The 19,364-nt window shown below is 56.5% G+C and carries 15 protein-coding genes and 2 pseudogenes; 5 read left to right on the top strand and 12 right to left on the bottom strand.

Annotated elements, in window-relative coordinates; genetic code table 11:
• Positions 1-240: 240 nt before the first annotated feature.
• Entirely contained in the window at positions 241-1,167 is a 927-nt protein-coding gene (locus GOV85_RS06170) for an alpha/beta hydrolase (protein ID WP_171175963.1), read from the bottom strand.
• A gap of 195 nt (positions 1,168-1,362) precedes the next feature.
• Between GOV85_RS06170 and lptF the strand changes: the two genes are divergently transcribed.
• Complete coding sequence (lptF, locus tag GOV85_RS06165; protein ID WP_171175962.1) at positions 1,363-2,502, top strand: LPS export ABC transporter permease LptF; 1,140 nt, start codon at positions 1,363-1,365, stop codon at positions 2,500-2,502.
• Here the strand turns inward: lptF and GOV85_RS06160 are convergent.
• Entirely contained in the window at positions 2,499-3,332 is an 834-nt protein-coding gene (locus tag GOV85_RS06160; RefSeq protein WP_171175960.1) for a LysR family transcriptional regulator, read from the bottom strand. The genes lptF and GOV85_RS06160 overlap by 4 nt on opposite strands.
• A gap of 101 nt (positions 3,333-3,433) precedes the next feature.
• Between GOV85_RS06160 and GOV85_RS06155 the strand changes: the two genes are divergently transcribed.
• Positions 3,434-4,024, top strand: a complete 591-nt coding sequence (locus GOV85_RS06155) for an HD domain-containing protein (RefSeq protein ID WP_050604869.1) — start codon at positions 3,434-3,436, stop codon at positions 4,022-4,024.
• Here GOV85_RS06155 and speB read toward each other — a convergent pair.
• The 10 genes and pseudogenes from speB to GOV85_RS06110 form a co-directional block, all read right to left on the bottom strand.
• A complete protein-coding gene (speB, locus tag GOV85_RS06150; RefSeq protein ID WP_171175957.1) occupies positions 4,021-4,863 on the bottom strand; it encodes an agmatinase in 843 nt (280 codons plus the stop codon). The genes GOV85_RS06155 and speB overlap by 4 nt on opposite strands.
• Positions 4,860-6,029: a carboxynorspermidine decarboxylase gene (gene nspC / locus GOV85_RS06145; protein ID WP_171175955.1), complete on the bottom strand. Its 1,170-nt coding sequence runs from the start codon at positions 6,027-6,029 to the stop codon at positions 4,860-4,862. The genes speB and nspC overlap by 4 nt, the downstream gene beginning before the upstream one ends.
• A gap of 100 nt (positions 6,030-6,129) precedes the next feature.
• Positions 6,130-7,341, bottom strand: coding sequence for a saccharopine dehydrogenase family protein (locus tag GOV85_RS06140; RefSeq protein WP_171175953.1), 1,212 nt, complete (start codon positions 7,339-7,341; stop codon positions 6,130-6,132).
• A 15-nt stretch (positions 7,342-7,356) separates the two neighbouring features.
• Entirely contained in the window at positions 7,357-9,246 is a 1,890-nt protein-coding gene (gene speA, locus GOV85_RS06135; RefSeq protein WP_171175951.1) for a biosynthetic arginine decarboxylase, read from the bottom strand.
• A gap of 101 nt (positions 9,247-9,347) precedes the next feature.
• A complete protein-coding gene (locus GOV85_RS06130) occupies positions 9,348-10,433 on the bottom strand; it encodes a DUF1513 domain-containing protein (protein WP_171175949.1) in 1,086 nt (361 codons plus the stop codon).
• Between the two features lie 3 nt (positions 10,434-10,436).
• Complete coding sequence (locus tag GOV85_RS06125) at positions 10,437-11,447, bottom strand: imelysin family protein (protein WP_171175947.1); 1,011 nt, start codon at positions 11,445-11,447, stop codon at positions 10,437-10,439.
• A 2-nt stretch (positions 11,448-11,449) separates the two neighbouring features.
• On the bottom strand, positions 11,450-12,943 hold the full coding sequence (locus GOV85_RS06120; protein WP_171176273.1) for a di-heme oxidoredictase family protein: 1,494 nt from the start codon (positions 12,941-12,943) through the stop codon (positions 11,450-11,452).
• A 13-nt stretch (positions 12,944-12,956) separates the two neighbouring features.
• A pseudogene (bfr, locus tag GOV85_RS06115) lies at positions 12,957-13,442 on the bottom strand (bacterioferritin).
• Positions 13,390-13,683, bottom strand: a pseudogene (locus GOV85_RS21510) (bacterioferritin-associated ferredoxin). Before GOV85_RS21510 ends, bfr begins: the two co-directional pseudogenes overlap by 53 nt.
• Before the next feature lie 77 nt (positions 13,684-13,760).
• Complete coding sequence (locus GOV85_RS06110) at positions 13,761-15,032, bottom strand: imelysin family protein (protein WP_171175945.1); 1,272 nt, start codon at positions 15,030-15,032, stop codon at positions 13,761-13,763.
• Between the two features lie 256 nt (positions 15,033-15,288).
• On the opposite strand from GOV85_RS06110, the gene GOV85_RS06105 reads away from it, so the two are divergent.
• From GOV85_RS06105 to GOV85_RS06095, 3 genes are all read left to right on the top strand, one after another.
• Positions 15,289-15,816 carry a DUF2796 domain-containing protein gene (locus tag GOV85_RS06105; protein ID WP_171175943.1) on the top strand — a complete coding sequence of 176 codons (528 nt, stop codon included), beginning with the start codon at positions 15,289-15,291 and terminating at the stop codon, positions 15,814-15,816.
• Positions 15,817-16,307: 491 nt separating this feature from the next.
• Positions 16,308-17,015 carry a hypothetical protein gene (locus tag GOV85_RS06100; RefSeq protein WP_171175941.1) on the top strand — a complete coding sequence of 236 codons (708 nt, stop codon included), beginning with the start codon at positions 16,308-16,310 and terminating at the stop codon, positions 17,013-17,015.
• 282 nt (positions 17,016-17,297) lie between these two features.
• Positions 17,298-19,220, top strand: a complete 1,923-nt coding sequence (locus GOV85_RS06095; RefSeq protein ID WP_171175938.1) for a DUF3604 domain-containing protein — start codon at positions 17,298-17,300, stop codon at positions 19,218-19,220.
• Positions 19,221-19,364: the final 144 nt, after the last annotated feature.

The raw sequence follows: 19,364 nt of genomic DNA, 5'->3' as shown, positions 1-19,364 counted from the left end.
TTTTTTTGGTATTTGAGCGTGCAGTGCAGCGGCTTCCAGTGTTGACGACTTGTGCGTTGGCGCCAAATCCCCGCGTCAGTCGAAACCGTTTCAATAAAGGCGTGGCGCGTGAATTGGCCACTTTTTCATGGTCCGTTATGCAGCTGCCACATGAACGTGTGGCCAACGGGGCGTCCACGGACTGTTAACCATTAGCGAAAACAGTTTGCTTCGACGGATAAAAGCTAGGCGACCGAGGGGTCAGACCAGCAGTGCTTGGTCTCCGATGTTTGTCTTCCGCCGAGTAGGCATCGTTTTTGCAGGATGCCCGCCGATCGTCAGCGCAAGGTCCTGATAAAACCCGTCGCTGTCGAACCACCAGCGATGGGATTTCATCATTTTGCGCTGCGCCTTTGGTACGTCGCGCTTGTATTGCTCGTTGCAATAAATGTCCCAATGACCTTTCGAGGTCAGCTTTGGCATTCCAACGCGACCCACGCGTTGCCGCCCGCCATGCACAAGTCCGCCAGACAGGGCCAAAACCTTGTCCCTGCTGCTGTAATAGTTGGTGAATCGCTTGCTACGCTTTTTGAGAACCAGATCTCCCCAAGCGCCTTTTTCAAGCCACTCTGCGTCGACATCGCCAGACGCAAACATGATCTGACCCGCGGACCAAATCTTGTTTCCCGGTCCAGCCGAATCCCCGAAATCCGAGAAACCGCGCAGAACGACCAAAGCCCCCATGGAATGTGCAATCAGGTGAACCCTTGGGCGAGAAGGCATCCCCAACAGCGGTAAAATTCCATCCCCCACGAGGTGTGGGGCAACTGCCTTGGCGTCGGAGCGGTCTGAGTCATACGCATGAATCGACCCATCACTTGGCCAGTCAAAGGCCACAACGGCCCCCTGATACCCGTTGGCCCTTACCCCGTTTTCAATCTTTTCAAGCCGGTCCAGCATACTCTTCTGGCTGGTGTTGAAACCATGGACATAGATCAGGACGTCCGAATCTCCGCCCTCTTGGCGGACAAGATCAAGCCATTTGGCCTTTTTGACGATGCCGCCTTTGCGAATTTTACCGCTCGGGCTTTTTTGCGTGATGTGAACGTATCTGGTTTTTGCAGCGGGCTTGAAAGTGAATTTCTTTTTTTGCGCGTTATAGGTGCGGCGGGAAAAAAACAGGGCCATGTGTCAAACTCCATTCCAAGTAATCCAAGAAATGTGCCACGAAGCGCCCTTTTCACAAAGCTCAATGTTCTGATCAATGCTTTGGACTTCTTCAGCCAAAGCGCAAACAGGGTTCCTCTGGCCAACCAATCCCTGTTTCCTCTGACCGCCGAATGCCCTAGTGTCCGGTGCAAACGAACACACGCACGAGGACCCATGTCGCGCTTTGATGGATATTTCCTGCGGCAATTGCTGATTCTGTTTGGCTTTTTCACCCTTGTGCTAGTCGGCGTGTTCTGGATCACCCGGTCGGTCAGCCTGTTTGACCGCGTGATCAGCGGTGGTCAGTCCGCGATGGTTTTTCTGGAATTCACTGCCCTGACCCTGCCAACTTTGATCCGCACGGTCATGCCCATGGCCGTGTTTGCTGCTGCTGTTTACGCCACCAATCGTCTGAGCCGGGAAAGTGAGTTGACGGTAATGCTGGCCACGGGCTCCAGCCCTCGCAGGTTAGCCCGTGCCGTCGTTCTGTTTGGGGCGATTACCGGCCTGATGATGGCGGCAATCAGTGTTTTTCTGCGCCCCGCTTCGGTCGAGCAATTGGAGATTCGGCAAGCAGAGGTCGCTGGCGATGTGACGGCGCAGTTGCTGAACGAAGGCGAGTTCCTGCACCCGGCCGAAGATGTTACTGTATATATCGGCCAGATCGATCTGGACGGGACACTGCGTGAGGTATTTGTCTCGGACCGGCGCGATCCTGAAAACGCGGTCAGCTACTCCAGTGCCACTGCCTATCTGGTCAACAATGACATCGGCATTCACCTTGTTATGGTTGACGGCGTGGCGCTGCGCCTGACCAAAGAAGGCAGACGGTTATCTTCGACCCTGTTTCAGGACGCGTCATACGACATCTCCGAATTGACCAGTACAAGCCCGATGGCCAAACGTAGTCTTGAGGCTATCCCAACCGTTGAGCTGATTCAGAACCGCAGTGAGATTTCTGCCGCCGAAGGGTATAGCGAGGGCAAGCTGGTCGAAGAATTGCATCAGCGGTTTTCCTGGATCGCCATTTGTGTCGCTGTTGCCCTGGCAGGGTATTCGACACTTATGCTGGGCAGCTTTTCGCGGTTTGGACTCTGGCCCCAAATTCTGGGTGCGTTCACGATTCTGGTGCTGCTCGAAGGTGTGCGCGGGTTTGTATCTCCTGTCGTTATCGACGACCCCAAGCTTTGGATCCTACTTTATCTTCCGGCTATCATGGGGGTGCTGATTTCCGGTGTCTCCCTGTTGATCGCGGGGCGTCCGATCCTGCGCAAGCGAATGCGTTCGGACAAGACGTTGGTCACGCCCGCCTAGGCGCGCAGGTCGGTGAGGCAACTCAGAAGCTCGTCAAGTTCCGGCTGGTCACTGCGTGTGACCAAGTACACTGGCAACCGCAATGGAACGCTTTCTGCAACACGTTCCAGATCGCCAGATTTCAAATGATCTGAAATGACGTAATCGGGGAAATAGCCGCGTCCGCCGCGTTTTAGGACATAACGCAGCGCCATTATGCAATTGCCCAGAAACAGGGTCTGACCAGACGCCTGTCGCGCGGCGGATCTGACATGGTCCTGATAGACTTCGCCCAGCTCAAGATTGACGAAAACCAGATCCTCTTCGGCGGTGTGCTTCTGTGGCGTCTGCACCAATGACAAAGCCTCAGGTTCCAATTCGCACCAAGTCACCCGCCGGTCCGCAGGCTTTTCATGCGTGATGGCTGCATCCAGCACATGAGTTGCCACTGCCTCGATCATGTTCAGATCGTGGTCGTAGTTGAGCGTCAGTAGAAGCTTGTCAAAGCGCTGTTCAAAGCGTACGGCAAGGTCCACCAGCAATGGGTCCCATATGCTGAGTTGCCCACCCAGGCGCAGCGCAGGGCGGCTTTGGGTCTGATCAGGTAATTCGCGCGAGGCAAACGCCCATAGCGACAGCATCTGCTCAGCATAAGGCTTGAATTGCTGCCCGAATCCAGTCAGCGCCGTGCCACCGGCACCACGTGTGAAAAGCGGTCTGCCGGTTTCCTCCTCGATCAGGCGAATGCGGGCACTAACGGCTGTCTGGGTCACGTTCAGCTTTCGGGCCGCCGCGTGGAACCCACCCGTTTCAGCAACACATAGAAAAGTCTCAAGAGCTTTGGTTTGCATATTGAAAGTATTTTTTCATCGAAGTGATAAAATCAATTCATTTTTTTGAGTAGGAGACTCGCTGTATTCTGCGGGGCAGGAAACACGCCGGAGAAACAACCATGCTGGATAAAAGCCACAAGCCGACCTGGACTAGTTTTGAAGAAGCGACCAAGGCCGACTGGGACGCCGTATTGGAATATGAGGAAGCGTATAATGCAGCTTTGCCGGACCGAATCCTCGACGCCATTCGGTCATTGGACGAGGAATGGACACCCTATCCCGTGAACCGCTATCAACACAGCCTGCAGGCCGCGACGCGCGCGTATGAAGACGGGGCAGATGAAGAGTTGGTGGTCGCGGCCCTGATCCATGACACTGGCGATATTCTGTCACCCTACAACCATGGTGAGCTGTCAGCGGCGATGATGAAGCCCTATGTCAGCGAGAAAACCTATTGGATTCTCAAACATCACTGTGTGTTTCAGGGCTATTATTACAACCACCACTTGGGCGGTGATCGCAACGCGCGCGACAAGTACCGCGACAGCCCCTATTGGGAGGACTGCCGCTATTTCTGTCACGAATACGATCAGAAAGCGTTCGACCCGGATTATCCGACCAAACCGTTGGAGTTTTTCGAGCCCATGCTGCGCCGTGTCCTGAACAAAGGCGAGGGGCATATGGAGTTGAACGAAACCTCTGACGCTTAGCAGGCCGCCATCAGGCGATAAACGATCTGCGCGGCAGTGAAGTCCCAGGCGGCATTGCCGTCCGGGGCCAGTTCGACCACGTCGAAACCTACGCATGTGCGGCCCTTCAGTGCGTGTTCGACCAGACGCAAGGCCTGATAGTAGCCCAAACCTCCTGGCACGGGCGTTCCTGTTGCGGGCATCTGGGAGGGGTCCAGGCCGTCGACATCAAAACTGACATAGACCAGCTCGGGGAAATCTTCGGGCAGGTCGACTGCGTGGATGTTTCCGGTGACCAGTTCCTCTGCGTCCAAATGAAAAACACGGTTTTTCAGACGGCTTTTGGCTTCTTCGGTGGAAAAGGCGCGGACGCCGAATTGGGCCAAACGGATGCCTTCCTCGGCCAGCAGATGCATGACCGAGGCGTGGCTGTGTTTTTCGCCCTGATAGGCGTTGCGTAGGTCAGCATGAGCGTCGATTTGAACGATACCGATGGGTTGGTTCAGCGCGCGCGCCACGCCCATCACTGCGCCGTAGCTGAGGGAATGCTCGCCTCCCAATGTTACGGGCACTTTGCCTGCTCGGACGGCAGCTTCGGTGCGTTGGGCGAGGCGTTCCATGATGTTGGGCAGGGCAGCGTCGCAATCCAGCGGCTCTTCGGTGAAGATACCTTCGACACAGGGTTCCGCGTGGCCGGTGATACGTTCCAGTTCGTTGCTGGCTTCGATAATCGCCTCGGGGCCTTTGGCTGTGCCTGACCCGTAAGACACGGTGCGTTCCAGCGGGACCGGGATCACGCGAAAACGGGCGTCCTCGGTACGCTCGGCTTCGGTCAGTTCACTATCGAGGAAAATGCTCATGAGAGGCGGTCCTTAAAGTCGTTATAGCCGAACTTTTTGATGATTTTCAGTTCGTCCGTTTCGCTGTTCCACAAGGCGATGGTTGGCAGGGGAACGCCGTTGAAGGTGTTGGTTTTGACCATTGAATAATGGGCCTGATCAAGAAAGGCGAACCGCTGACCGATCTGCAATGGCTTGTCCCAAGTGTAGTCGCCGATCACGTCGCCGGCCAGACAGGAGGGACCACCCAAGCGGTAGGTATGGCCCGCCTCGGCCTCGTCCATCAGGGCGGGGCGATAGGGGGCTTCGATCACGTCGGGCATGTGACATGTGGCTGAGATATCAGTAATTGCGAGGTTCATGCCGTTTTTCGGCAGGTCGAGGATTTCCCCAACCAGAATTCCCGCATCCAACGCGACGGCTTCACCGGGCTCGAGGTAGACCTCGACGCCATGGGACTCGCGGATGGCTTTGATGAAGGCAACCAGCCCTTCGCGGTCGTAATCGTCACGGGTGATATGATGGCCACCGCCGAAGTTCAGCCATTTGAGTTGGCCCATAAAGGGGGCGATTTTGGGTTGAACGGCCTCCCAGGTACGTTGAAGCGGTTCGAACCCTTGTTCGCAGAGCGTGTGCATATGCAGGCCATCGACACCGGCCAAAGCCTCGGTGGTCAATTGACTCACTGGGGTTCCAAGCCGCGAACAGGGGGCGCAGGGATCGTATTTTGGAATTTCGCCTTCGGAATGTTCCGGGTTGATGCGCAGACCGACTTGCACCTTGGCAGCCTGAGCCCTGGCAAGAAACCGGTCCTTTTGTGCCGGAGAGTTAAAGATGATGTGGTTCGAAAGCGATAGGATTTCATCTATGTCGGCGTCTTTGTATCCCGCGCAGAAGGTGGCAACCTCTCCACCATATTCCTCGCGACCCAGGCGGGCCTCATAGATGCCGGACGCGCAGGTGCCGCCGAGATGCTGACGCACCAAAGGTGCCAACGAGAACATCGAAAACGCCTTCAGCGCGCTTAGGACATGTGCGCCGGATTGCGTGCCAATGTCGGAAAGGATGGTCAGGTTGCGTTCGACGGCTTTTTCGTCGACCACAAAGCAGGGCGTGGGGACGAGGGTGAGGTCGAAATTGCGCAAGGCACCTGCGTCTCCGGCCTGCGTGGTCATCATGTCGGGCATGTCCGGCGTCTCTGGGTTGTGGAGAGGCCGGGGGCTCTGCCCCCGGACCCCCGCCGTATTTGTGAACAAGAAGAAGGGGAGCGATATCCCCACTGGTTAGTCAGAATTCGACCGGGCGGTCGAGTTCGTGGACCTGCCATGGCAGACCGTGTTCGTTCAGCATATCCATGAAGTCATCAGGGTCGAGTTGTTCCATGTTCCACACGCCCGGCTCACGCCAGTTGCCTTTTAGTACCTGGGCGGCACCGATCATGGCGGGAACGCCAGTGGTGTAGCTGACGGCTTGTGATCCTACCTCGGCATAGCATTCTTCGTGGTCGCAGATGTTGTAGATGTAGAAGGTCTTTTCGCCCGAGCCGTCCTTGGCCTGACCCGTGGCGATATCGCCGATGCAGGCCTTGCCTTTGGTTTCCGCGCCCAGATCGCCGGGATCGGGCAGCAGGGTTTTCAGGAACTGGATCGGAATGATTTCCTTGCCGTCATGCATCACCGGGTCGATGCGGGTCATGCCTACGTTTTCCAGCACTTTTGCGTGGGTGATGTAGGCGTCGCCGAAGGTCATCCAGAAGCGGGCACGCTCGATCTCGGGGAAGTGGGTCGAAAGCGATTCCAGTTCCTCGTGATACATCAGATACATGTTCTTGGGGCCGATGGCAGGAAAGTCGAACTCGACCTTGTGGGTCATGGCGGGGGAGTGTTTCCACTCGCCACCTTCCCAGTGGCGCACCTCGGCCAGAACCTCGCGGAGGTTGATTTCTGGGTTGAAGTTGGTGGCGAATTCCTGATCGTTCGAGCCGCCATTGGCGTCCAGCACGTCGATCTGGCGGATCGTGTCCAGTTTGTGTTTTTTCAGCCATTTGGCAAACACGCTGGTCACGCCTGGATCGAAGCCCGAACCGAGGATGGCGGTCAGGCCGGCCTCTTTGAACCGTTCCTGATAGGCCCATTGCCAATGGTATTCGAACTTGGCCTCATCCTCGGGCTCGTAATTTGCGGTGTCGAGGTAGTGAATACCGGCCTCAAGGCAGGCGTCCATCAGCACCAGATCCTGATAGGGCAGGGCGAGGTTCACCAGGATTTCCACGCCGGTGTCCTTGATCAGCTTGACTGTGTCTTCGACCTTGTAGGCGTCCAGTTCGGCGGTTGCGATTTCAACACCCACGCGCTCTTTCACCGCTTTGGCGATGGCGTCGCATTTTGACTTGGTCCTGCTGGCCAGGGTGATTTCGGTAAAGATGTCCGAGTTCATCGCCATCTTGTGCACGGCTGCGTGGGATACGCCGCCTGCACCGACAACCAGTGTTTTTCCCATTGGGTCGTCTCCTTATTATTCGTAATAGGTGTAGCCGTTGATCGAGCCGCGATAGGCGCTCATCAGGGTTTTGCGGTCCTTGGCTTTCAGAGTACCGGTCGAGATCGCCTCGTCCACCATTTTGCGGAAGGCGGCGACACAATCCTGCGGGTCGAACTCGACATAAGACAAGACTTCGGAAATCGTGTCGCCTTCTTGTTCGTGCAACAAGTCAAAGCCGCCATCGGCGCGCAGGTCGATGGTGACGACGTTGGTGTCGCCGAACAGGTTGTGCAGATCGCCCAGCGTTTCCTGATAGGCGCCGACGAAGAAGACACCCATCAAGTATTCCTGATCTTCGGGCAGAGAATGCACCGGCAGGCTGGGCGAGACGCCGTCGGCCAGGATGAAGCGGTCGATCTTGCCATCGCTGTCGCAGGTAATGTCGGACAGCACCGCGCGGCGGTCGGGTGTCCGGTTAAGACTCTGCAGCGGCACGATTGGATGGAGCTGGTCGATGGCCCAGACGTCGGGCAGGGATTGGAACAGCGAAAAATTGCAGTGGTAGATATCGGCCACTTTCTCAAGCTGATCATCCACATCCGTTTCCAGATCGTCGCTGGCAGCAAGCGCCTTGAGACGCGCCATCAGGGACAGGTAGATGCGTTCGGCGCGGGCCATCTGCCGCAAGTCGACATAGCCACGGCGGAACAGGGCGCGCAACTCGTTGCGATAGAAGGTGGCGTCGTTCCAGCATTCCTGCAGGCGATCTTTGCTGAGATATCCACGCACTGCAGCAAGGTCCGAGACCATGTGGTGATCATCGGGCTCAACCTCGGGGCCGTTTGGCGCATCATACAATGTGCTTTCCAGCACGTTGAACACCAGCATTGAGGACGTCGCCACCACTGCGCGCCCGCTTTCGGTGACCAACGTGGGGTGGTCGATTTCGGCCTCATCCATTGCATAGGCCACGGTTTCAACGACGTTGGCGCAGTATTCTTCGACCGTGTAGTTGATCGAGTTTTCGGCGGCCTTCTTCTCGCCGGTATAGTCCACTCCCATGCCGCCGCCGAGGTCGAGATGGGTCAGCGGCACGCCTTCACGGGTCAACTCGGTGTAGTACCGGCAGGCTTCGCCCACAGCACGGCGCACATCGTTGACGTCCTGAACTTGGCTGCCCAGATGCGAGTGTTGCAGCTTTAGGCAATGCAACAGCCCTGCGTCGCGCAGCTTGTCCACCGTAGCGACCAGTTGATCCGTGTTCATGCCAAAGGCCGAGCGGTCGCCCGAGCTTTCTTCCCATTTGCCGCTGATCTGGTTGGTCAGTTTGACCCGGACACCGATCAGAGGTTCGATGCCCAGTTCGTTGTAGACCTTGATCACCGTGTCGGCCTCTTTCGGGCTTTCCAAAACGATGACTGTGTTGAAACCAATCTTACGAGACAGGATCGCCAGCTGGATGAACTCGGCATCTTTGACACCGTTGCAGACGATCAGCGCCTCAGACGCCAGTCGATGCGCAAGGGCTACCACCAGTTCAGGCTTGGACCCGGCCTCGAGGCCATAGTTGTACTTCTTACCGAACTCGACGATCCGGTCGACGACCTGTGCCTGCTGGTTCACCTTGATCGGGAAAACGCCGCGATAGGATCCCTTGTACCCAACACGCGCGATGGCCTCGCGGAAGCTATCGTTCAGATGCGCGATTTCATGTTCCAAATAAGAGGTCACGCGCAGAACCATGGGGGCTTTGATGCCACGGTCATCTAAATCGCTGATAATACCCAGCAGGCTGATCGCTGCTGTCTCTGGCGACATGGGGTTGCGCAGACCGATCTCGCCCTGATCCGTCACCTCGATGAGGCCTTTGCCCCATTTCTCAATCCCGTAGATGGAATGCGGTGCATCGGGCGTCTGTTTCAATCAAGTTGATCCTTAACGTAAGGGTGCCAGTTTCGCGCCCGCCAATACGGCAGCAGTTTGATTCTTCCAAGTGTAAACTAAGTGACGAAGAAAACCGAGTTTTACTCAGGGTGGCGGATCGGTATCAGGTGATTGTCCCACTGACAGTGTGCGTGGGCGCGGATCATAGGGGACAAACCGGTCAAAGTACCAAACAAGCCAGTTCCGGTGGTAAAGACCAACCCGTCTGACCCTGCACCCAAGCCGCAGACATCCTCTAATGCATGGGCATTCGCAAAGGTCCCGTTGGTGACGTCAAACTGATGTAGTACATTGCCGCGCGGGCAAGTGATGGCAATGGCCGTACCGTCCGCCGAAAACGCGACACTCCCCGCATAGCCTTGGAGCATGCTTTGATCCTTGTCGGGGGCCGACAGCAGGCGCGGGGCTTCGCCGAGACGGTGCAGGCCCAGCAGCGGCGGGTGTTCAGACGTGCTGCCCTGCCACTGCATCGCAAAGCCCACCAGCCCGTCTTGTCGAACGGCCAGATGCCGGATCGAGTTCTTGTGTAGATATCGGGGCAAGGAAATCTGCTCAAGAAAAGTGCCGGAAAGGCTCAGATAGGTCAGATTGGGGTCCATCACCGGCAGGTTCAGTTTGGTGCGCCCGGTTTCGGGATGTGTCTGGATCCCGCCATTGGCAATCACCAGCGTTTGCCTATCGGGCATCAAGCGCATGTCATGCGGTCCGACGCCACCCGAGGGAAACTCTGCTATCCGTACAAAGCTGTCCGCGTTCCAGACACTTATGACTCCTATTCCGGCCTCATAGTTGTTCTCGGTCGCGAAGAAAGTTGTACCATCGGGTGAAAAGGTGCCATGGCCATAGAAATGGCGGCCCTCAGGAGCGGTGAGTTGCGCAATCTGCGCGCCGGTGGCGCAGTCGACCACCACGGCAAATGTTCCGGGGCGACGGGCAAAAGCTACGGCCTGTGCTTTGAACGGATGCGCTGCGGCGGCATGCCCACGCGCAGGCAAGGGCACCGAGAACAGGGTTTCGCCCTGCTCATTCAGACCCGCCAGCCTATGTGAACCATCGGGAAACAGCCCTGCAGCCAGAAAGTCGGGCGCCCCAACCGAAGCCCAGCCGCGGATCGGCGAGAGAGTGGCTGCGGTCAGACCGGCCAGGAAGTGACGGCGTGACGGCATGGATCAATCTCCGTCCAGCGAATTGAAACCTGCGCTGATCCCCAGTGTCGGGCCAAGTTCGGTGGAGGCAATGGTGCGGATATCGCGAATGGATTGTTGCAGGGCCTCGATGCGGAACCGCGCTTGCGGGTCGGCAACACCCGCCAAGGCCGGATCATCAATAGACTGGGCGTTCTCGATTGCGCGTTCAAAGGCAGCGTCCAGATCGACTGCGATTTCGGGGTAATCGAAGGACAGTCGGGCGGCCAGATCGCGCAGGGCGATCAGCGAGAGCTCTATGTGGTGCAGGGACCGCTCGGACCGGCGTGCTTCTGCGCGGTTGGGGTGGGGGCGGTCGAATGTGCCCAATGGACGACCCAGCCGGGTTTCGGCGGTGAACTCAAGACCTGTAGACAGGGCTTTGAATAACTCCTGCATCGCCTCATCCTGCGTCCGATAGCGACTGTCCTCTCCGGGTCGGGTTAGGTTTGGGGCATAGCTCAGCCAGTCTTCGGCCATTGCTTGTGCGTTGGCACTGATATCCGCCGTGATAGCCTGAATCAGAGCACAGCGGTATTCTGCGTCGCCCTGATCAGCAAAGGCGGGGTCGTAAAGCATCTGTTCCAGCGCAAAGAAACCGCGCCCTGCGACGGACGTCTCGGCATAAGCTTCGGGGCTTTGGACCGCTTCATCCTTACTGGCGATATGTTGCGACAGCGCCTTGGAGGTGAAACCTTTCGTGTCGGGCCAAAAAGCCATTGCGAAAGCGCGGTCATCTACCTCGGTTGGGCCAAATCGCAGATGGCTGGCGGAAATCCAGCTGTCGAAGGCGTCACCATATGCGGCACGCAGCCCGGGTGAGGTCGGGGTGCAATCCACCAACGCGGCACTGACCAGAGCACCTGTTGTCTCTGGCAGCTTGTCGAACCGAGGCAGGATATGCGTTTCGGTCACATCCATCAGGATTGGGGCGCGATCTTGTGCCAGTGACACGACGGGCATTATCAACGCAGCGAGGAGAGGAAGGTAACGCATGTTTAAAGGCTCTCCAGGAAACGGATCAGGGCATCGCGGTCCGGTTTGGGCATCGACACCACGCTATCGCGTGCAGCTTGTGCTTCGCCGCCATGCCATAGGATCGCCTCTAACAGATTGCGCGCCCGCCCGTCATGCAGGAACTGAGTGTGGCCCGAGACGCGTTCAGTCAGGCCGACACCCCACAAGGGCGGTGTGCGCCATTCGCGGCCCGTTGCGCGGGCCTCGGGGCGATTGTCTGCCAGACCGTCGCCCATGTCATGCAGCAGCAGATCGGTATAGGGCCAGATCAGCTGAAAACTATGTTCGGGCCGGTCGTCCATGCGGTGGGTGACATGCGACGGCGTGTGGCAGGAAGCGCAACCGGTGGCGTGAAATACTTCCTTGCCGCGCAGCACTTCGGGGCTGTCTACATCCCGGCGACCGGGCACCCCCAGATTGCGACTGTAGAAGGCCACCAGGTCCATGCCCAACTGATCAATCTCGAACCCGCGCAAATCATTGTCGCCATGAGGTGCTTCAACGCAATTCACCTGCAATTCGGTGCAATCGCCTTGCGGGGCAGGATAAAGTGGGCTGGAGATTCCAATATCCCCGGCAAATGCCGCAGCCGATTGTTCCATGATTGTCGGCATTCCCGCTTTATGCCCGAACCGACCCATCATCGGTGCGCCATATTCCAAGGACCAGACGATGTTGGGACGACCCGAAATGCCATCCCCATCCGCATCTTCAGGATCAGCGTTGACCAATAGATCTTCGACTGGGATCCCCTCAAGCAGGCCAAGCCCGATCATCTGAGGGGCGACCCGTGGGCTTAGCATCGCCTCGGGGTGCAGGGGCCCGTAGCCAAGGTCGGCTGCCCGGTAGGTTGGGCGGCGCAGTGACGCGGTTTCACCCCCTGACAACGCGATCGGGATTTCCTCGTACGAGATATCCAGCCGGTACTCCGCCGGATGCCCTGCTAGTGCAAAATCCTGCATCTGTCCGCCATAGGTGGGCTCGGGAAGGGTGGCGACATAGTCTGCGATCTCGGCATAGCCATCTTCTGGCGCTCCGGGGATCGAGATCCGAAGGAACATGGAAATCGCCTTGTCTTCAAGCCCGTTCGGGGTATGCCCGCGTCCATCCTTGATATGGCAGCGTTGGCAGGATCGTGCGTTAAACAGCGGCCCCAACCCGTCAGAGGCCAGCGTGGAGGAAGGCGACGAGACCCATTTTTTTTTGAACAACCCATTGCCGACCTTGAAGTCCAGCTCTTGATCGAAGCTCAGATTGCCAGAGGGCTGTGAAAACGCATCTGCGTCATTGCGCACTCGTACAGTCGCGGCCCCGGCAGAGAGCTCTTCAAACGGCTGCGGTGCGCTGAAGTCCTGCGGTGGGGCTGTGACGCCGGCGATGCGGGCGCGTTCATCCGTGGTTCGAGGGGTGATGTTCAGATGCAGATCCTTCAGATCGGCAGACAGGGCAGGGGCAGCCGCAAAAGCGGCCACCATCAAGGCAAAAAGGCTACTCACCTTCGTCCATTTTTGACGCGTTGAGTTGTGCATAATTGGCTTCGCCGATCCTCTCGTACAGGTCGAGCTGCGTTTTGAGGAAGTCGATATGACCTTCTTCATCCGCTATCAATCCTTCGAAAAGCGACATTGAGACATAGTCGCCCACTTTGCGGCAATGATCGCGTGCTTCGGCATAAAGAGCACGCGCGTCCAACTCGGCAGCAAGGTCACATTCCAGTGTTTTCTTGGGCGTTTGTCCAATGCGCAACGGGTCCAGTTTCTGCAGGTTGGGGTGGCCTTCCAAAAAGATGATCCGCTCGATCGGTTTGTCCGCGTGCTGCATCTCTTCGATGCTTTCCTCGCGGCTTTTCTTGGCCATATGTCCAAGACCCCAATCCTCTTGCAGCCAATAATGCAGCTAATACTGGCTTACGGCGGTCAGCTCATTCCGCAGAGACTTGTTGAGGTATTCGATGACCTTTGGATCGCCTTTCATCTGCTTTCTCCTGTGTTACTCCGGCACGCAAAGCGCGGAGCTGCATCGGTAATTCCAGACTATCGTTTGACCGCATCGTGGCTAGGACAAGGGGCATGCACCCGCCTCAATCCGCCGACTTTCCAAGGGCATGATAGATTTTACCGGGGGTGATTACTGTCTACGGGTCCGCCGATCGCATCCAGTCAATGGTCGCGCGGATATCATGATCGGAGATGTTGGTGCAGTGGCAGACAATCATTGTCGTTGGCTCGGTTTTTTCAGGCGATCAGGTGGGGATATGGGCCGGGAAACAGATCTTCCCGGCCCGCTCGGGGGTTATTGGAAAACGGCGTTGGGGTTATCCAGGCTGTCGGACCCTTCAAACGCGATCCCGTCCAGTTCAAGTGCTGTCACGATGCGTTCTATGGTTTTGGTTTGATCGACCAGACCGTTGACGCCACCCATGATCAGGGCTTCGCCACCTTCGTTGCCGCGTTCCAGCATCTGATCATAGGCAAACCCCGCTTCGGCGGTCGACTTGATCTTGCCCAATGCTTGCATGGTTCTGGCCAGTTTCGCCTTCATCTCGGTATCCAGCGCCGGGTCGGTTGCGACAACCAGATCCGACAGGGACGCGCCCGAAACCGGGGTGCCGTCGATGCGTGTGTAGCTGCCCAGATAGACGTTCTGGACACCCAGGCCATCGTAGTAATGGCTGTTATGGGTGTTGTCCGAAAAGCAGTCATGCTCTTCTTCTGGATCGTTCAGCATAAGCCCCAGACGCATCCTTTCACCGGCCTGCTCACCGTAAGACAGTGACCCCATGCCTGTCAGGATCGCACTGATGCCTGCGGCTTCGTTCTCCATCAGGGCGGCGCGGGCTGCTCCGCCTTCCTTCCACTGATCTGCCATCCAGGCAAGATCAGTGACCAACAGATTGGTAGCAGCACTCAGATATTGGGCGCGACGGTCACAATTGCGGCCGGTGCAGTCATCGCCTTTCGCATAGTCGGTGGCCGGGCGGTTGCCTGCACCTGCGCCGTGGCCATTCATATCCTGCCCCCATAGCAGGAACTCGATCGCATGATAGCCTGTTGCCACGTTGGCTTCGATTCCATCGGCCTCGTGCAGCGTTTCGCTCAGCAGTTCGGGGGTAATTTCGCTCGCGTCAATGGGCATGCCCGACAACTCGAAGCTAGGGTTGGCGATGACGTTCAAAACGGCGAATTCGTTCTCGTCGGTGGCGCCGCCATAGGCCGCATCCACATAATCGATCAGACCTTCGTCCAGAGGCCACGCATTCACTTTGCCTTCCCAGTCATCAACGATGGCGTTGCCAAAGCGATAAACCTCGGTTTGCTGATAGGGTACGCGCGCCGCGATCCATGCCGCACGGGCTGTGTTCAGCGTGTCATCCGACGGATCGGCAATCAGGGCATCGACCGATAATTGCAAACTCTGCGCGGCAATGAGGCTGTCTTCAAATTTCGCTTCGGCAATATTGGCGTAGTTTTCAAGCACATCCGTTTTCACGGGCGCATCAGCGGCAAATGCAGCGGTCGCTGCACAAAGTGTCAGAGAGCTGGCTGCAGCAAACATTTTTGTCATGGAAGTGGTACTTTCTTATCTACTCGTGCGGGAATGCCCCGCTGATATTGCCTTTGAGTAACTGAGTGAAATAGTCAACAATGTCAACCTGAGTTTTATTGTCAGGTTTGGAATCTATGTTTAAGTGACGCTACACTCCCCATATCTGGTAGGGCCGGAGCGGGCGGTTGCGATTGCGCGGCGGGTGCTTCCCGTTAGAATTGACGCGGTGATTCTGTTTGTGGTGGTTTGGTTGATGAAGTGTGCAGTTTTGGCCATGTCCCTGCTCCCCGCAGCTCTTGCGGCGCAAGCGACGCAAGTTACAACGCCTGATCACCGTGATGCTGGTCGACTGGATGTTGTCTTGTCCCAGACCGGGTTTTCCCTGAAACTCAAGGTGCCAACCGTGGATGTCGTGGGGTTCGAAGCTCCGATCTCCAACGACGATGAGCGCGCGAAAGTTGCAATCGCGATGTCCGAGCTGTCCAAGCCGCTTGACCTGTTTGTTGTCCCGCTCGAAGCAGGATGCTTCACGACTTCTGCCAATGTGATCCTAATGCAACAGATTGTGGATCAGAACGATACGGGCCGCGCGTCCAGCGGATCGCCGACCGACGAAAGTCATGCGGAATTTCAGGCGGACTATGTCGTTCAATGTCAGGACATGAGCGCGCTGGACAGGTTCGATTTTGCTTATTTCGACCGTTTCAGCGGATCGGAAACGCTGACTGTCCGCATTAAAGCTGATGGGACGGAACAAACCCGTGAAGCTACGCGCGCCGCGCCCGAAGTGATTTTTCCGTAGAAATATCGATGGCTTCGGGCGACGCGATGACCAAAGACATCGACAGCATTCCGTCAAACCATCTTTTTTGGTAACTGTATTTACCGATGGCTGTTCAAAGCTGGATAATCAAGATTGTATGCCCGATGCTGCGAAAGCATCTTGCAATTCTGATATGCATTCTCGGGCTGGTTGCGCCTCGGGCTTCATATGCCTGTGTAGTTTGTACAGACCTGCCGGACGCATCCATCGCGGATCACATACTATCGGCGGAAGTCATTGTGCTGGCTGGCCCGACAACAGAAAATCCATTCAGATTTACAGCGCGCAAAATCCTTAAAGGAAGTCCCGAACGTCTTAGTGCTGTGCCGGAAATCCCTTTTTTGATTGATAGTGTTACGCGCAGAGCATTCCGTGCCGATCCGACGCGAACCGTTCTGCTCACGTATGGGCCGACTTACAGGGATAACGCTGGCCGCGGACTTTCAAGGGCGTGGCAGCGCATATTCATAATGAACCCGGACCGAACTGCGTTTTTTGAGAAACTTCAAACCACGGGTCGGCTGTGGGCCTATGGAGAAAGAGACAGCGCAGAGCGAGTTTTGTTCTTTGCTGAATACCTGTGGCACCCGGATCAAGCGCTGCATAACATGGCATTGGTCGAAATCGGCCTTGCGCCGTATGCACGCGTGCGTCCCTTGGGTGGCAGGTATTCGACAGAGCAGATTGTGAGCGAGTTGAATGACTTGAACCGCTTTGCCTACAGGTCGGCCGCAATTCGTTTGCTGGGGTTAAAAACTGATCCTCACGCGCGTTCAGTCATACGCTCCGGCTTCGCCAAGTCCTTGAAGTCCGGTGGTTTCAACGGCTACGAATGGGCCCTAGCTGGGATAGAGGCTGAAAATACATCTGCAATCAGAGCGATTGGCCTTGCGCTTCAGAATCCACAAAGGGCGTCAGAAGACAAGAAATTGCTGATCCGCGCGTTGACCGAGGCCGGTTCAACGCAGCCAAGGTTGAGACCAGAAGCCGTACGAACTCTGTCTGAGGCGTTAACCGGGAATAGTGACTTGGCCGTCCAAATTGCTGTTGGAACGCGGGGTTGGGGGCGAACGGTTTTACATCAACAGTTTGAGGCTTTGGCTGCTGAGGAAGAAACAGACCCTGCAACTCAGTTTATGATCAACTTCGTTTTGGGAACTGAATTGTCAACTGAGTAGGTTGGTTTTGGAATTGCCGATCAGTATCGGGAGGGAACTTTGTTTGTCCAATCCCTCTGCTGGCAGACCCAAGCCCGGAACGGACTGCCTGATTGCACTTCTGGGGCTTCTGACCAGCGTTGGATCTACGCCCTCCGACCTTGATGGCCGGCACCGAAAATGACCTTACGAACAAATCAATTAACACGGGTTGGCCAGGTATGTTATGAACAAAATCGAATATAAAAAGAGCTACTGAAAGCTCTGCGATTTCGCCATGAATTATTGCATTAGGGGGGCACTATGAATCGAATTTCCATCTGTATTCTATCGTTGCTTTTGGCACCAACAAACGGTCTGGCTGACGCCGTTCCGAGCGAACAGGCAGCTGAAGGCCTGTTTTCTGATCAACCGTATTCCCCTTATGCGCAGCGTACCTTTCCGGAACGTCCCCTCTGGGGCGACACACACTTGCACACCGGATTGTCCCTTGATGCCGGTGCCTTTGGAAACACCTTGTTGCCTGACGAAGCGTGGCGGTTCGCAAAAGGCGAGCAGGTCATTTCCTCGACAGGCCAAGCTGTACGGCTGGCCCGACCATTGGATTGGATGGTTCTGACTGACCACACGGACCTGATGGGGTTTGCCCCGGATCTACAAGCCGGCAAGCCCGGTGTTCTTGCTGACCCAAAAGGTCTGGAATGGTACGAAGGTTACAAAGCGGGCGGCGAAGAGGCGGGGAAAACTGCCTTTGATATCATCACCAACTTTTCGCAAATGACCTTGCCGGAAGTTCTTCTTGAGTCGTACAGCCCGGGCGCCGACGCTTTTGCCTTCACTTGGGAGCATATCGTTCTGGCGGCCGAGCGTCATAATGATCCGGGTAACTTTACGGCGTTCATCGGATTCGAGTGGACCTCGGTCCCCAAGGGATTCAACCTGCACCGAAACGTCATGCTGCGTGACGGGCCGATCCGGGCCTTGCAAATGGTGCCCCCGGTCACGCAACCCCCCTACGGCGATACAGACCCAAAGTCGCTTTATGCTTGGCTTGAAGAGTATCAGGAGAAAACAGGGGGACGCGCCGTTGCCTTTGCCCATAACGGTAACTTGTCGAACGGATGGATGTTCCCTACCGAAGACACGTATCACGGCGGCAAGGTTGACGAAGAATACGTTGCGGCCCGCGCAAAATGGGAACCCCACTATGAGGTCACTCAAATCAAAGGTGATGGTGAGGCGCACCCGTTCCTGAGCCCAGATGACGAATTTGCGGATTATGAAAACTGGGACGTTGGCAATCTCGATATTACCGAGTTGAAGACCGATGATATGCTAGCCGGAGAATACGCGCGCGAAGCCCTGAAGCGCGGTTTGATGCTGGAAGAAAAGTTCGGAGTGAACCCCTATAAGTTCGGCATGGGCGGGGCGACGGACAGTCATACGTCTTTGGCCACTGCCGAGGAAGACAACTTTTTTGGGAAGTCCGTCAGTGTCGAGCCTTCTGCATCTCGGATCAAACATCCTTTCATTGCAAATGATCTAGGCGAAATTCCCGGCGACCTTCTTGTGGCGTCCGGATACACGGCTGTTTGGGCGACCGAGAATACGCGTTCCGCGATCTTCGATGCGTTCAAGCGACGCGAGACTTACGCAACCACGGGACCGCGGATTGGCCTGCGGTTCTTTGGTGGTTGGGGCTTCAGCGATGCCGATGTTGAAACCCGCTTCCTTGCGAATGTGGGCTACACCAAAGGTGTGCCAATGGGTTCGGACCTGCGCCCGCGCGAGGGCGATGGTGCGCCCAGCTTCCTGATCGCCGCATTGCGCGACCCGGTTGGTGCCAATCTGGATCGCGTGCAGGTGATCAAAGGGTGGCTGGATTCCGAAGGCGCGCTGCAAGAGAAGGTTTATGACGTCGCCTGGTCGGATAACCGCGAAGCTGACGAAAACGGCAAAATCCCCGCCGTTGGAAACACCGTGGATGTAGACACCGCCAGTTGGACCAACACAATCGGAACCGCCGAACTTGTCACCGTTTGGTCAGACCCGGATTTCGATCCGAATGCGCGGGCATTTTATTACGTTCGCGCTCTGGAAATCCCAACCCCGCGTTGGATCCTGTATGACAAGCTGAGATATGGCATCGACCTGCCCGAAGATGCGGTTCTTACGCATCAAGAACGCGCTTATTCCTCGCCGATTTGGTATACGCCGTCCGAGTGAATTGCATGCTTCACGGATTTCGAAGCCGAGGTAGCCGTCGCTACCTCGGTGGTCGTTTGAAACTTCTGCAATGCTCATAGCATTCATTTTCTTGCAAAACCCGATCAGCTGATGCCAGCATCAGTACGTAGAACCAGAGCACGT

Source organism: Ruegeria sp. HKCCA4633, assembly GCF_013034605.1.
Classification (GTDB): Bacteria; Pseudomonadota; Alphaproteobacteria; order Rhodobacterales; family Rhodobacteraceae; genus Ruegeria.
The sequence above is the reverse complement of the archived record's forward strand: the minus strand, read 5'-3'. Positions and strand labels throughout refer to the sequence as shown.